Here is a 13,244-nt window from a genome sequence, read left to right on the forward strand (position 1 = left end):
TTCGCGGTTCGCGCGGATCACCGCTGGATCGGTCGGAGCCAGATGTCCGACCGGGGTCGATGTCCTCGGAACCGCAAAATGAGAACACGTTCTAGTGGTTAAATTAGAACACGTTCTACTTTGCGTCGCCACACTTCGTTACTGATGCCACAACTGACTGATCGGTAGCCTTATGGACTTCATCCTGGAGGACATCTCCGAAGCGGAGGTCGCGCGTCGCCGCGCGGTCTACACCCCTCTCACCGACACCGTCCGGGACCTCGTCGACGCGGTGATCCGCACCGAGGTCGCCGAGGACGACCTCGAAGAAGCACGCCGACGGATTGCCGAGGTGGTGGCCGACTTGCGGAGAAGCCAGATGGACGGGGCCTTCGGGGTGCGACACACGCGCGAGAACACCGGAATGGCCTGGGGAAATGCGGTCATCGGCGTGCGCAACGCGCTCGCGCCACCGCTCGACGTCGTGCATGACGCCGACGGGGTCCGCAGTGAGTTCACGCTGGGAGCGGCCTACGAGGGGCCGCCCGGTCAGGTGCACGGCGGGGTGTGCGCGATGGTCCTCGATCACGTCCTCGGCAACGCGGCCAGTGTCGAGGGGCCGTGCTACACCGGCACCCTCACCGTCCGGTACGGGCGACCGACGCCCCTGGGCGCACTGGTCGCGCAGGCGTCGGTGACCGAGCACAGCGGACGCAAACGCATCGTCCGGGGCACGATCTCCGACGCCGACGGGGTCACCTGCGACGCCGAAGGGGTGTTCATCGTGCCCCGCTCCGCGGTCGATGTCCCGTCGGTGCGCTGGTCGGCGGGCTGATGCGAGCCGCGGTGACCGCCCCCGGAGAGCTTGGCCCCGGAGAGTCCGGCCCAGGAGAGTTCGGCCCAGGCGGATTCGTCGTCGAGCACCGTCCGGATCCGACACCGGGGCCCGGCGAACTCGTTCTGCGGGTCGCGGCGAACGGGATCTGCGGTTCCGACCTGTCGACCGCGCCGCTGCTCCCGGCCGGCACGATCATGGGCCACGAGTTCGCCGGCGAGGTCGTCGGCATCGGGCCCGCGGACCCGGACGTCCCCCACGCCTTCCGGGTCGGCGATGCCGTGGCCGCCATGCCGGTCATCGGATGCCACCGGTGCCGCGCCTGTCTCACCGGTGACGTCGCCCGCTGCCCGTCGGCGCGCACCCTGGGACTCGGCGTCCTGCCCGGCGGACTCGCCGAGTTCGCAGTGGTCGGCGCCGCCGAGAGTGTCCTGCTCGACGACATCGACCCGGTCGACGGCGCGCTGGTCGAGCCGCTGGCGGTGGGTCTGCACGCCGTCACCCGCGCGTCCGTCCGGCCCGGCGACCGGGTGCTGGTCCTCGGCGCCGGTCCCGTCGGCCTCGCGGCGTTGCACTGGCTCTCCCGCGGCGTGGCCACCGAACTCGTGTGTTCGGACCCGTCGCCGGGCAGGCGCGCGGCCGCACTCGATCTCGGCGCGTCCGCGGCGTGCGCTCCGGACGAACTCCCCGCCCAGGTCGAATCGGGCTTCGACGTGGTCGTCGAGTGCGTGGGCAAGCCGGGGATGATCGCGTCCGCCCTCGACGCGGTCGCGACCCACGGCACAGTGGTCATCGCGGGCGTCTGCTCGAGCCCGGACACGTTCATGCCGGTGGCCGGAGTCGTCAAGGAGATCACCATGCACTTCGTCTCCTACTACACCAAGCGCGAGTTCGACACCGCCGCAGCGGAGTTGAACAAGGGCGCGATCGGGTCGTCGACGCTGGTCAGCGGGATCGTGGGGCTCGACGAGACCGATCGCGTCGTCCGCGAGCTCTCGGCGCCCAACGATCACCGCAAGGTGCTGATCGCGCCCGGGGTGTCCACGGTCGGCTGATCGGCACTCGCGGCCGCCCGCGCAACCGGCGTACGGTCACTCGGATGAACAGTGCCGTCCCCGAAGCCCCCGAGCCGTTCAGCACCGACGAGGCGCGGCAGGTGCGCGCGATCTCTGCCGAGCTGGGCCTGCCGGGCATCGTCGACGTCCACACCCACTTCATGCCGCGACCGGTGATGGACAAGGTGTGGGCCTATTTCGATTCCGTCGGGCCGTTGGTCGGACGGGAGTGGCCGATCACCTACCGCGCCGACGAGGACGTCCGCGTCGCCACCCTGCGCGACTTCGGGGTGCGGGCCTATTCGTCGCTGGTCTATCCACACAAACCGAACATGGCCGAGTGGCTGAACGGCTGGGCGCACGACTTCGCCGCCAACCACGACGACTGCCTGCACACGGCGACGTTCTATCCCGAGGAGTCCGCCCACGCCTACGTGTCCCGCGCCATCCAAGCCGGCACGCAGGTCTTCAAATGCCACATCCAGGTCGGCGACTTCGCCCCGACGGATTCGCTGCTCGACGGGGTGTGGTCGCAGATCGCCGACTCCCAGGTTCCGGTCATCATCCACTGCGGTTCCGGGCCCGCCCCGGGGACGTACACCGGACCCGACCCCATCCGCGAACTGCTGCACCGGTTTCCGTCGTTGCCACTGATCGTCGCGCACATGGGGATGCCCGAGTACACCGCGTTCCTCGACCTCGCGTTGGAGTACCCCAACGTGCGCCTGGACACCACGATGGCGTTCACCGACTTCGCCGAAGAGGACGCCCCGTTCCCGTCGGACTACCTGCCGCGACTGGCCGACGCCGGCGACAAGATCCTGTTCGGCAGCGACTTCCCGAACATCCCCTACGGCTACACCCACGCCCTCGAGGCGATCATCCGCCTCGACCTCGGGGCCGAGTGGCTCCGAGACGTGTTCTACCGCAACGGCTCCAGGCTCTTCGGGATCGGCTGACCGGGGCGAGCGCCTACAGCACCTGGGACAGGAACGCCCGCAGCCGATCTGACGTCGCGTCGTCGAAGACCTGTTCCGGACGCCCGGTCTCCACGACGGCACCGTGATCCATGAACAGCACGTTGTCGGAGACGTTGCGCGCGAAGCCCATCTCGTGGGTGACGACCACCATGGTCATCCCCTCGCTGGCGAGGTCGGCCATGAGCGCGAGGATCCCCTTGACCAGTTCCGGGTCGAGGGCGGAGGTCGCCTCGTCGAAGAACATGACCTCGGGGGTCATGGCGAGCGCACGGGCGATGGCCACCCGCTGCTGCTGGCCGCCGGACAGGCGTGCCGGGCGCACATCGGCCTTGTTGGTCAGCCCGACGATCTCGAGCTGACGGAGCGCGACCTCGCGGGCCTCGTCCTTGCTCAGCCCCTTCAGCTTGCGCGGTCCGAGCGCGACATTGTCGACGACGCTCTTGTGCGGGAACAGGTTGAAGTGCTGGAACACCATGCCGATCCGGCGTCGGAGTTCGTCCGGGTTGTCCTTCAGGACCGACCGGCCGTCGAGCAGGATGTCGCCCTGGTCGGGTTCGTGCAGCCGGTTCAGCACTCGCAGGAGAGTGGACTTGCCCGAGCCCGACGGTCCGATGACCGTCGTCGTGGTGCCGGCGTCGACCTGGATGTCGACGCCCCGCAACACGTGGTGCTTGCCGAAGGACAGGTGCAGGTCGGTGCCGGTGAGCGAGACGGCCGTCCGGGTGGCGGTCGCACTCGGCGTCTGGGAGCCCTCGGTGTCGGTCTCGGACTTGTTGAGATCAGGCATGGACCTATCCCTTCTCGACGACGGTCGGGGGCAGCGGGTCGTCCTGGACGTCGGTGGGACGTCCGGTGCGCAGGCGCCGGTCGATGTAGTTGACCAGGTGTGTCAGCGGGATCGTGAGGATCAGGTACATGATTCCCGCGGCGACGAGGGGCGAGAGGTTGCCCGTCTGCGCGTTCAGGTCGCGGCCGACCGCGAACAGCTCCCGCTGGCTGGCCAACAACCCGAGGAAGTACACCAGCGAGCTGTCCTTGATCAGGCTGATGAACTGGTTCATCAGCGCCGGGAGCACCCGCCGCACGCCCTGCGGCACCACCACCAGACGCATCGACTGCCGATAGCTGAACCCGATGGCCCGCGAGGCCTCGAGTTGCCCGTCGTCGACGCTCTGGATTCCGGACCGGAAGATCTCGCCGATGTAGGCCGCGGCGAGCAGGGCCAGGGCGACCGCCCCGAGCCAGTACGGGTTGTTGCCGGTGATGCCCTTGACCACCGGGCCCACACCGAGTCCGACGATCAGGATGACGACGACGGCGGGCAGTCCGCGGAAGATATCGGTGTAGACGCGCGCCGGCCAGCGCAGCCACCGCGACCGGGAGATGCCGCAGAGCGCCAGGATCATGCCCAGGATGGTGCCGAGCACCCCGGACACCACGGACAGGATCAAGGTGTTCACGAGCCCGGTCTTGATCAGCTCCGGGAACGATTCCTTGTAGAGATCCCAATTGAAGAAGGTGTCGCCGAGCTGTTCCAGGGTGCTCTTGGGCGCGGTCTCCTCGGCCGGGCCCGCCTTCTCCGCGTTCTCGGCGGCGATGGCGGCGATGTCGGGGAGTTCGGGCGCGGGCGCCGCCTTGCTGCCCGGCTTCCACCCCTCGGGTAGCTCGCGCGGCACCCAGTCGACGTAGAGGTCGGCATACGTGCCGTCGGCGATGATGGCGTCGAGTCCGGAGTTCAGGGCCTCGGTGAGCCGCGGCTTGTTCTTGCCGACGGCCCACGCGACGAAGTTGTTGACGCTGAAGGTGTTCTCGACGATCGCGGTGCCGTCGCCCTCTCGGACCGCACCCTCCGCCTGCTGCGACGGTGCGACCCAGGCGTCGACCTGACCGCTCCGGAGGTTGGCGTAGGCGGTGGCGTAGTCCGGAAACTTCACCGGGTCGAGGCCCAGGGTGTTGACGACGTAGTCGTCCTGGACGGTGCCCTGGACCACGGCGATGCGCGTCGAGTCGGAGAGGTCGCCGAAGCCCTTGATCGCCCCGTCGGTCGGCGCCACGAGTGAGAAGTAGCCGAAGTCGTAGCCGTTGGTGAAGTCGACGGTCTTGCGCCGGTCGTCGGTGGTGGTGATCGACGACGACCCGACGTCGAAGCGGTTGTTGGCCACCTGGGACAGCAGGCCGGCGAACTCGGTGCCGTTGAACTCGATCTGCAGACCCAGCTTCGCGGCGACGGCCTTGAGGAGTTCGTTGTCGAAGCCGGTGAAGTCGCCCGCGCCGTTGACGCAGATGCTCGGTCCGGCGTCCGACAGCGTGCCGACGGAGATCTTGCCGGGCGACAGCAACTCGAGGCGACTCACGTCGATCTGGTCGCGCGGCGTGGTGGACTCGGTGGTGTAGCGGTCCTCACCGCCCTGATCGGCAGCGGCGAGATTGACCGGCGCGGCCGAGGCCGACGCGAGTCCGGCGGGCGCACAGCTGTCGGCGGGAGCCGCCTGGGCTCGTGGCGCAGGTCCGCCGAGGATGGTCAGCAGGCCGACGATGGCGACCGTCAGTGCCAGCGCGACGACGCGCACGGCGCGCGGCGCGGCCCGTCGGGCGCGATGGGATCGGTGGTTGGACACCATGTCGACACTATCCCCACGCGCAGGAGGTGTCCCAAATTTTTGCTCGCCGGTGGGTTTAACCCGGTTGAGCTGGGGATCGTCGTCGTCACGGGGCGCCTGCGAGGCGCGCTGCGGAGGCCACCGTCGGCCTGGCCATCTCACGCCGATCGTCGGGGACACTTGCGTGGGGTCGACGCCGATACTTTTCTATCGGAATTTGCGAATTGCTTGTCGGAAAATGATTCGCGTGCTACCAATGATACAGGGATTCGGGATTTGTAACATCATTTCCTCACCACGCCAGAAATCAACCCCCTCTTGATCATCGGGCACCCATCCCGCTATCCCACAGGCCGTCGACGTGCGTCTTTGTTGCGGCCTGCGTCCACTGTCGAATTCGAAGTGAAAGCGGGAAAAATCATGCTGTCTGCAATCTTCTACGCAATCGAGGCTTTCGACAATCTGTTGTGGGACTTCGCGGAAACGATCGTCACCGGCAGCGACGAAGCCGCCGGTTCGTAGGCTCACCACCTCAGGACGAGTTCAGCAGTAGGTATCGCCTCGCGATACCTACTGCTGAACCTGTGTGGGACTCCTCAGCCCCGAGCGGCAATCCGCGCCTGCACCTCGGGGCGCCGGAGCGGGGGCACCGTCTTCGGCGGCTGACGACGCTCGGGCAAGACGTCGAGCAGCGTGCGGGTAGCCGCGGTGACGGCGACCACCGCGGCCTCGAAGGCCTCCGCATTCGCCGGCGACGGATGCCGCACGCCGCTCACCTTGCGCACGTACTGCCGTGCGGCCGCCTCGATCTCGTCCTCGGTGGCCGGCGGTTCGAGCCCGCGGAGTTCGGTGATGTTGCGGCACATGGCAGATCCCCTCGATGACGGATGCGCTGGGCGGAATGCGATGCGACGTCGCAACCGGGCCGACCCGCCGAGGGCCTACTCGCCGATCTTGACGACCGCTTTCCCCAGAATCCGCCCTTCGGCGAGATCGGTCAACGCTTCCGGCAGCTGATCGAGCGTGTAGGTGACGTTGACCTGAGGTTCCATCCCGTCGGCGATCATCTGCGTCAGCTCTTCATGCAGCTTCGCGGGCAGATTCAGTTCCGGATGGGTGCGCACGTACTCGCCCCACGCGGCCCCGACGACGGCGATGTTGCGGAACAGGACTCGATTGAGTTTGACGGTCGGGATGCCGCCGGCCGCGAAGCCCACCACGACGTAGCGGCCGTCGGGGGCGACCTGGCGGAGCGCCTCGTCGAACACCTCGCCGCCCGACGGGTCGATCATCACGTCGACGCCCTTGGGGACGATCTCCTTGAGCTTGGTACCCCAGCCCTCCTCGAGCTGGACGATCTCGTCGGCCCCGGCGCTGCGCAGCAGGTCCTCGGCACCCTTCCGGTGGACGATGGCGATGACCTTCGCGCCCATCGCCTTGGCGACCATGATCGACGCGGTCCCGACGCCGCCGGCGGCGCCGAGCACGCCGACCACCTCACCGGGCTGGGTGTGCGCGCGGGTCTTCAGCGCGAACAAGGCGGTCTGGTAGTTGATGCCCATGGCCGAGCCCTGCTCGAAGGTCAGGCGTTCGGGAAGCGGCAGGAGCTGTTCGGGCGCGGCCGCGACCTGTTCGGCGAATCCGCCGACGATCGACGCCACGAGCACCTTGTCCCCGACCTTCACCGACGCCCCGTCGGGAGCCGAGCGCACCACGCCGGCGACCTCGGTGCCCGGCGTGAACGGCGTCGGCACGCGCAGCTGGTACTTGCCCTGACTCATCAGCACGTCGGGGAAGCACACGCCGCACGACTTCACGTCGACGACGACCTGGCCGTCGGCCGGGGTGGGATCGGGAACGTCCTGCAACTCGAGTCCGGACGGGCCTGTCTCTGCGGTGAGTACCTGAGCTTTCATACGGCTCACCCTACGCGGCGACCGTCACACACCCGATAGGATCTGATGCCATGTCACAACCTGCGGCACAGTCGCCGAACGCACCCTCCCCCGACCGCCTCCGCGTCGCGGACGAGGCACCCGGATTCATGCCGCTCGACGAGGCCCAGACGCTCTTCGAGATCGCCGGAGAATATCTGTCCCAACCTGATTCGACGAAGGTCGGCGTGGAGATCGGTACCTACTGCGGGAAATCCACCGTCTTCCTGGGATCGGCCGGCGAAGCGAACGACGCCGTCATCGTGACCGTCGACCATCACCGCGGTTCCGAGGAACACCAGCCCGGTTGGGAGTACCACGACGAATCCCTCGTCGACGCACACACCGGGACGCTCGACACCTCGGCACGCTTCCGCCGCACCATGTTCGACGCCAGGCTCGACAACACCGTCGTCGGGTTGCTCGCACCGTCGGCCGTCGCCGCGAAGATCTGGGGCCGTCCGGCCGATTTCGTGTTCATCGACGGCGGGCACAGCATGGAAGCGGCACAGACCGATCTCGACGGCTGGGCGCCGTGGGTGCGCATCGGCGGGGCCCTGCTCATCCACGACGTCTTCCCCGACCCCGCGGACGGCGGCCGCCCGCCGTACGAGATCTACTGCCAGGCATTGAAAACCGGACAGTTCACCGAGGTGCGGGCGGAGGGATCGCTGCGCGTCCTCCGCCGCGACTCGGGCGAGGTGGGCGCACCGCTACCGCGGAAAGCCTGACCACGTCGGAGGCCGTCAGCGTCAGACCTCGCCGGCCAGCGCCCGCACCTTGCCGAGCACGTCGGGATAGCGCTTCAGGTGCGCACCGCCGTTGACGTCGAAGGCGGCACCGGTGATCCAGCGCGCCTTGTCGGAGGCGAGAAAGGCTATGGTGTCGGCGATCTCGGCGGGTTCCCCGCTCCGGCCCAGTGGGGTGTTGTCGAGATAGTCCTCGGTGAGGCCCGGTACGAAGCCGATGCCCTCGGTCAGCGGGGTCATCACAAGCCCCGGCGACACCGCGTTGACCCGCACCCGACGGTCGGCGAGTTCGAGTGCGGCCACCTCGACGAGCATCAGCACACCGGCTTTCGACGCGCAGTACGCCCCCATCCCGGCGCCCGGTTGGCGGCCGTTGAGTGACGCGATGCAGGTGATCGATCCGCCCTCGGCGATCCGGGCGCCGGCGTGTTTGATCACGAGGAACGTTCCGGTCAGACAGATGTCGACGGTGTTGCGCCAGGCATCGAGTTCGAGTTCGGTCAGCGCACCCGGATTCGACAGTCCGGCACAGTTCACCACCGTGTCGAAGTCGCCGATGCCGGCGATAGTCGCTGCGACCGAGTCCTCGTCGGTCACGTCCATGTGCACCGCCCGCGCCCCGTCGCGCGTCGCCGCCACCTGCTCGGCACGTTCGACGTCGCGGTCGGCCACCACCACCTGCATCCCCTCGCCGACGAACGCGTCGACGGTGGCCAGTCCGATCCCCGAGGCACCCCCGATCACGACCGCCCGGTTCATCGCGTAGCCGCTTCCACAACGTCGGCGTTCGGTGCCAGATGACGGCGCAGGAAACCGATCTCGTGCGTGACGCAGGGCTCGAAGAAGTCGTTGCCCGCGAAGATGTCGAAATGGTCGCACGGGTAGTGGCGCACTTCGGCGTGAGCTTTGAACGCGGTCTTCGACGCCGCGTACGGCGGCGCGGCGGAATCGAAGTCGGCTATCTGGAACAGCACCGGGGCATCGACGCGCGCGGCGTGCTTGTCGACTCGGAACGAGCCGATCTCGAGACCGACCGAGGCATCGACCTCGTTGCGCCACGACGGCCCCGCGATCGCGCGGTAGCTCTCCAGAAACCCTGGTGCGGTCAGCGCGGCGCCCACGTCGCCGGGTTCGCCGACGACCCGCATCATCTTCGGACCCCGGCCCAGCCGTCGACCCACCGAACTGGCCACTGCCGTGGCGGTCGAGCGGGCGATCGCCGCCCCGCCGACCTGGGCGTAGGCGACGCGACCGGCGGCGAGCCCGTTGACCAGTGGCACCACCGCGATCACCGCGGCCACGTCGGTCCGGTCGGCCGCCACGGTCAGCGCATGCCCGCCGGATTGCGACACTCCCCAGAGGATGATCCGTTCCGGGTCCACTCCCGGCTGTTTCTTGGCGGCGCCGATCGCGGCGCGGTAGTCGTCGGCCTGCCGTTCCAGCGAAATCGACTGTCGCGGTGCGCCACCGGACAGCCCGAAGCCGCGGTAGTCGAACGCGCACACGGCCAACCCCGCGTCGTTGAACCGCTGCGCAAAGGGCGCCAGACCCGAGTCCTTGGTCCCGGCGAAACCGTGCGCCATCACGACGACGGGGCGCTTGCCGTCGATCTCGAACGGCGAGGACTCCGCGCCCGGAAAGAACCAGGCGTCGCAGTCGGCGTCGGACGATCGGAAGCGTACGGTGGTCGCACCATTGGGGATGGTCATGCGGATGCTCCCTTCGAGACCAGATCGTCGGCCACCCCGGCCCACGTCGGCGGCCCCTGCTGGTGGGCCCGCCGGATCCCCGCCGGAATCTCCGTGGTCCGCATGTTGTGTTCGTAGAGATAGTGATCGAGTTGCTGCGTGTGCCGCGGGCGGTCGAGCATGTGTCCGGTGTAGTACTGCATGTCCGCCTCGATCGTCTGCCGCATCTCCGGTACCGACGGGAGCCGGTAGTGACCCGTGGCGTAGGCCCCGATCAGCCGCGCCTGGCATTCCACGAAGGGAAACAGCGTCGGAACCGCCTGCGCGAAACCGGCGAAGACGAGGTCGTCGATCCCCGGGTAGAACATCCGCTTGTAGAGGTCGATCCGGTTGTCGGGCGCACTGATGAAGTCCGGGTCGAAGAACGGGAACGTGATGTTGTAACCCGTTGCGTAGATGATGATGTCGAAGTCGTCGGCGGTTCCGTCGTCGAAGTGGACCGTGGACCCGTCGAACCGGCTGATGTTGGGCTTGGGGATCACGTCGCCCGAACCCAGTCGCAGTGGCAGTTCCACCGACTGCGTCGGATGTGCCTCGAAGAACTTGTGATTCGGCGTCGGCAGACCGTAATCCTCTGGCCGGCCCGCGGTCACGGGTTGCATGACCTGGACGAACTTGCGCTGCCACGAGGTCGGCAGATACGGCGTCGACCGGTAGTACTTGTCGGCGGGCTTGCCCCCGAAGTACTTCGGCACGATCCACGCTCCCGACCGCGTCGAGAGGGTCAGTGTGTTGTCCAGCGCCTTCGACGACAGTTCGACGGCGATGTCGGCGGCACTGTTACCCAGGCCGACGACGAGGATGCGCTTACCCGTGAAGTCGTGCGGGGTACGCGGATCGATGTAGTGGTGGGCGTGCATCTCGATGCCGTCGAAGTCGCCCGGGAAGTCGGGCCACCGCGGATCCCAGTGATGGCCGTTCGCCACCACCAACAGGTCGAACCGTCGACGTTCGCCGCCCTGGGTCTCCAGTTCCCAGCCGCCCCCGTCCAGTCGGGTCGCATGCTCGATTCCGTTGGTGAACTCGATCGAGGAGTAGAGGTCGAAGGCCTCGGCGTAGGAGTCCAGGTAGGCCTTGACCTGGGTGTGGTGCGGGAAGTCGGGATACTCGTCGGGCATCGGGAAGTCGCGGAACGACAACTGGTGTTTCGAGGTGTCGATGTGCAGCGACCGGTAGGCACTGCTGTGACCGTTCGGGTTGCCAAAGGCCCAGTTGCCCCCGACCCGGTCCGAACTCTCGAAGCAGGTGTACGGCACGCCGTAGTCGGTGAGCATCTTGCCGGCGGTCAGCCCGCTGATACCGGCGCCGATGATCGCGGTGATTGGTAAAGGCACACTGCCCCCTCGGTGGACCCGTTGGATGTAGACACAATCTGATTTGTGTCTACACGATGAGACGTATCGTGTTCACAGAATCCGCGAACTGTCTACGCAGCGCCCTCCTGAGCAGACATGTGGGGACGCGGCGCGCACCGACCACGACCACAGGAGGAGTCAGTGACCGAGGCCTCGACCACGACGGTCCACGAACGACTGCTCGACGCCACGCAGAAGCTGCTCGCCGACAAGGGAATCCGGGCGACCACCATGCAGCAGGTCGCGGAGTCGGCAGGTGTGTCCCGCGCGTGGCTGTATCGGCACTATCCGGACAAACCGTCCATGATCGGCGCGACCATCGTCCGTCTCACCGAGTCGTTCTGGCGCGACGCCCGGGCCGAACTCGACGCCATCCCCGACCTGGTCGGGCAACTCACCGCCGGCGTCCGGATCGGCCGGGGTGCCTACGACGACCCGGGCACGCTGCTGCTCCGACTCCGCACGGAGGAACCCACGGAGTTCGCCGAATGCGCCGGTGTCGGTGTCGTCAAGCTGGTTCCCGACCTGGCAGCGTTCTGGTTCCCGTTCGTCGAACAGGCCGCTGCCCGAGGGGAGATACACCCCGCGCACGATCCGTACGAGGTGTCCGAATGGGTTGCGCGCGTCCTGATCAGCCTCGGCACCTCCCCGGGTGAGGCCCTCGACATCGACGACGCGCGGCAGGTCCGACGCCATCTCGAGCGGTTCGTCATGCCGGGTCTGGCCACCGACCCGCAGGGATGAGTAAATGAGGCCCCCGATGCCCTCTGGCCTGGGTGACGCCGATCACCTAGACTAGTGTCCAGTCAACCGTCCGGAAAACGCGGACGACCGAACGACGCCGTCGGAGGGCCCCATGGATTTCGGGATCGTGCAGTTCACCAGCGACCGCGGGCTCAAGCCCCACGTCCTGGCCCCGCTCATCGAGGACGCAGGTTTCGCGTCGTACTACGTTCCCGAGCACGGCCACATCCCGACTCGACGCGACGCCGCGCATCCCCGCACCGGTGACGAGACCCTGCCCGACGAGCGCTACATGCGCACCCTCGATCCCTGGACGTCACTCGCCGCCGCCGCGGCCGTCACCGAACGCATCCGGCTCGCCACCGCGGTCGCACTGCCGGTGCAGTCCGACCCCATCACGCTCGCCAAGACCATTGCGACGCTCGACCACATCTCGAACGGAAGGGTCACCCTCGGCGTCGGATTCGGTTGGAATCTGGACGAACTCGCCGACCACAACGTCCCGCCGAAGCGCAGGCGGACGATGCTGCGCGAGTACCTCGAGGCGATGACCGCGCTCTGGACTAAGGAAGAGGCCGAGTTCGCGGGCGAGTTCGTGAATTTCGGCCCCAGCTGGGCGTGGCCCAAATCGACGCAGTCGCACATCCCGGTCCAGGTGGGCGCGGCAGGCAACGAGAAGAACTTCAAGTGGATCGCGCGCAGCGCCGACGGCTGGATCACCACACCCGGCGAGGAGGACATCGAGGGGTCGGTGTCGTTGCTCAAGCAGATCTGGTCCGACGCCGGTCGTGCGGGCGACCCCGAGATCGTCGTCCTCGACTTCCGGCCGGTACCCGAGAAGCTCGAGAAGTGGCGCGAGATCGGGGTCACGACAGTGCTGTACGGCCTCCCCGACGACTCGGTCGAGCGCGCGAGCGGCTACCTCGCCAAGCTGGCCGGCAAGCTCGGCATCACCCCGGCGGTCGTGTAGGCCCGTTGGGGGAGGTGCGAGCGAAGCGACCCACCCCCGCTCCCTGATCCGACAGAACCACCTGGCTCCTGCTCTCTGGGGAGGCCGGAGCTTGCGGTGGGCGCGTCAACCCCTGCCCCGAGCAGCGCCCGGAGCTTGCGGAGGGCGCATCAACCCCTGCTCCCTGAGGAGCGCCCGGAGCTTGCGGAGGGCGCATCAACCCCTGCTCCCTGAGCAGCCTATGAGGGTTTGTGTCAACAGGGTCCTGTGATGGGTGTGGGCGTGGGGGTGTGGCCCGGCGGCCGGTGGTGGCTGC

Annotated in this window: 13 protein-coding genes; 6 read left to right on the top strand and 7 right to left on the bottom strand. The window is 67.7% G+C overall.

Going from position 1 to position 13,244, the window contains the following annotated elements:
* Positions 1-172: 172 nt before the first annotated feature.
* From ACFUEJ_RS16040 to ACFUEJ_RS16050, 3 genes are read left to right on the top strand one after another with little or no spacing between them, the layout of a single operon-like run.
* A complete protein-coding gene (locus ACFUEJ_RS16040) occupies positions 173-814 on the top strand; it encodes a PaaI family thioesterase (protein ID WP_078114121.1) in 642 nt (213 codons plus the stop codon).
* Positions 814-1,869, top strand: a complete 1,056-nt coding sequence (locus ACFUEJ_RS16045; protein WP_288813253.1) for an alcohol dehydrogenase catalytic domain-containing protein — start codon at positions 814-816, stop codon at positions 1,867-1,869. The genes ACFUEJ_RS16040 and ACFUEJ_RS16045 overlap by 1 nt, the downstream gene beginning before the upstream one ends.
* A 44-nt stretch (positions 1,870-1,913) precedes the next feature.
* Complete coding sequence (locus ACFUEJ_RS16050) at positions 1,914-2,828, top strand: amidohydrolase family protein (RefSeq protein WP_388030523.1); 915 nt, start codon at positions 1,914-1,916, stop codon at positions 2,826-2,828.
* A 13-nt stretch (positions 2,829-2,841) separates the two neighbouring features.
* On the opposite strand, the gene ACFUEJ_RS16055 is transcribed toward ACFUEJ_RS16050, so the two are convergent.
* The 4 genes from ACFUEJ_RS16055 to ACFUEJ_RS16070 form a co-directional block, all read right to left on the bottom strand.
* Positions 2,842-3,636, bottom strand: coding sequence for an amino acid ABC transporter ATP-binding protein (locus tag ACFUEJ_RS16055; protein WP_388030526.1), 795 nt, complete (start codon positions 3,634-3,636; stop codon positions 2,842-2,844).
* Positions 3,637-3,640: 4 nt separating this feature from the next.
* Positions 3,641-5,470, bottom strand: a complete 1,830-nt coding sequence (locus ACFUEJ_RS16060) for an ABC transporter substrate-binding protein/permease (protein ID WP_388030528.1) — start codon at positions 5,468-5,470, stop codon at positions 3,641-3,643.
* Positions 5,471-6,045: 575 nt separating this feature from the next.
* Positions 6,046-6,315: a DUF2277 domain-containing protein gene (locus ACFUEJ_RS16065; RefSeq protein ID WP_058252418.1), complete on the bottom strand. Its 270-nt coding sequence runs from the start codon at positions 6,313-6,315 to the stop codon at positions 6,046-6,048.
* A gap of 75 nt (positions 6,316-6,390) precedes the next feature.
* Positions 6,391-7,365: an NADPH:quinone oxidoreductase family protein gene (locus ACFUEJ_RS16070; protein ID WP_065629702.1), complete on the bottom strand. Its 975-nt coding sequence runs from the start codon at positions 7,363-7,365 to the stop codon at positions 6,391-6,393.
* Positions 7,366-7,415: 50 nt separating this feature from the next.
* Here ACFUEJ_RS16070 and ACFUEJ_RS16075 point away from each other — a divergent pair, with 50 nt between their 5' ends.
* Positions 7,416-8,114 carry a class I SAM-dependent methyltransferase gene (locus ACFUEJ_RS16075; RefSeq protein WP_065629703.1) on the top strand — a complete coding sequence of 233 codons (699 nt, stop codon included), beginning with the start codon at positions 7,416-7,418 and terminating at the stop codon, positions 8,112-8,114.
* A gap of 21 nt (positions 8,115-8,135) precedes the next feature.
* On the opposite strand, the gene ACFUEJ_RS16080 is transcribed toward ACFUEJ_RS16075, so the two are convergent.
* Genes ACFUEJ_RS16080 through ACFUEJ_RS16090 form a run of 3 tightly spaced genes read right to left on the bottom strand, consistent with a single transcriptional unit; the run spans position 8,136 to position 11,214 of the window.
* Complete coding sequence (locus ACFUEJ_RS16080; RefSeq protein ID WP_065629704.1) at positions 8,136-8,891, bottom strand: SDR family NAD(P)-dependent oxidoreductase; 756 nt, start codon at positions 8,889-8,891, stop codon at positions 8,136-8,138.
* Positions 8,888-9,841 carry an alpha/beta hydrolase gene (locus ACFUEJ_RS16085; protein WP_388030533.1) on the bottom strand — a complete coding sequence of 318 codons (954 nt, stop codon included), beginning with the start codon at positions 9,839-9,841 and terminating at the stop codon, positions 8,888-8,890. The genes ACFUEJ_RS16080 and ACFUEJ_RS16085 overlap by 4 nt, the downstream gene beginning before the upstream one ends.
* Complete coding sequence (locus tag ACFUEJ_RS16090) at positions 9,838-11,214, bottom strand: NAD(P)/FAD-dependent oxidoreductase (protein ID WP_065629706.1); 1,377 nt, start codon at positions 11,212-11,214, stop codon at positions 9,838-9,840. The genes ACFUEJ_RS16085 and ACFUEJ_RS16090 overlap by 4 nt, the downstream gene beginning before the upstream one ends.
* Positions 11,215-11,376: 162 nt before the next feature.
* Between ACFUEJ_RS16090 and ACFUEJ_RS16095 the strand changes: the two genes are divergently transcribed.
* On the top strand, positions 11,377-11,979 hold the full coding sequence (locus ACFUEJ_RS16095; protein WP_171011674.1) for a TetR/AcrR family transcriptional regulator: 603 nt from the start codon (positions 11,377-11,379) through the stop codon (positions 11,977-11,979).
* Positions 11,980-12,091: 112 nt separating this feature from the next.
* The gene (locus ACFUEJ_RS16100) at positions 12,092-12,949 is read left to right on the top strand and encodes an LLM class F420-dependent oxidoreductase (protein ID WP_058252424.1); all 858 of its coding nucleotides are present in this window, start codon (positions 12,092-12,094) and stop codon (positions 12,947-12,949) included.
* Positions 12,950-13,244 lie beyond the last annotated feature (295 nt).

It is taken from the genome of Gordonia sp. NPDC057258 (assembly GCF_042668985.1).
GTDB lineage: Bacteria > Actinomycetota > Actinomycetes > Mycobacteriales > Mycobacteriaceae > Gordonia > Gordonia hongkongensis.

What these genes read in the sequence shown, in the direction of transcription:
- ACFUEJ_RS16040 (WP_078114121.1), top strand. Translation starts at nt 173, where the DNA reads ATGGACTTCATCCTGGAGGACATCTCCGAAGCGGAGGTCGCGCGTCGC.
- ACFUEJ_RS16045 (WP_288813253.1), top strand. Translation starts at nt 814, where the DNA reads ATGCGAGCCGCGGTGACCGCCCCCGGAGAGCTTGGCCCCGGAGAGTCC.
- ACFUEJ_RS16050 (WP_388030523.1), top strand. Translation starts at nt 1,914, where the DNA reads ATGAACAGTGCCGTCCCCGAAGCCCCCGAGCCGTTCAGCACCGACGAG.
- ACFUEJ_RS16055 (WP_388030526.1), bottom strand. Translation starts at nt 3,636, where the DNA reads ATGCCTGATCTCAACAAGTCCGAGACCGACACCGAGGGCTCCCAGACG.
- ACFUEJ_RS16060 (WP_388030528.1), bottom strand. Translation starts at nt 5,470, where the DNA reads ATGGTGTCCAACCACCGATCCCATCGCGCCCGACGGGCCGCGCCGCGC.
- ACFUEJ_RS16065 (WP_058252418.1), bottom strand. Translation starts at nt 6,315, where the DNA reads ATGTGCCGCAACATCACCGAACTCCGCGGGCTCGAACCGCCGGCCACC.
- ACFUEJ_RS16070 (WP_065629702.1), bottom strand. Translation starts at nt 7,365, where the DNA reads ATGAAAGCTCAGGTACTCACCGCAGAGACAGGCCCGTCCGGACTCGAG.
- ACFUEJ_RS16075 (WP_065629703.1), top strand. Translation starts at nt 7,416, where the DNA reads ATGTCACAACCTGCGGCACAGTCGCCGAACGCACCCTCCCCCGACCGC.
- ACFUEJ_RS16080 (WP_065629704.1), bottom strand. Translation starts at nt 8,891, where the DNA reads ATGAACCGGGCGGTCGTGATCGGGGGTGCCTCGGGGATCGGACTGGCC.
- ACFUEJ_RS16085 (WP_388030533.1), bottom strand. Translation starts at nt 9,841, where the DNA reads ATGACCATCCCCAATGGTGCGACCACCGTACGCTTCCGATCGTCCGAC.
- ACFUEJ_RS16100 (WP_058252424.1), top strand. Translation starts at nt 12,092, where the DNA reads ATGGATTTCGGGATCGTGCAGTTCACCAGCGACCGCGGGCTCAAGCCC.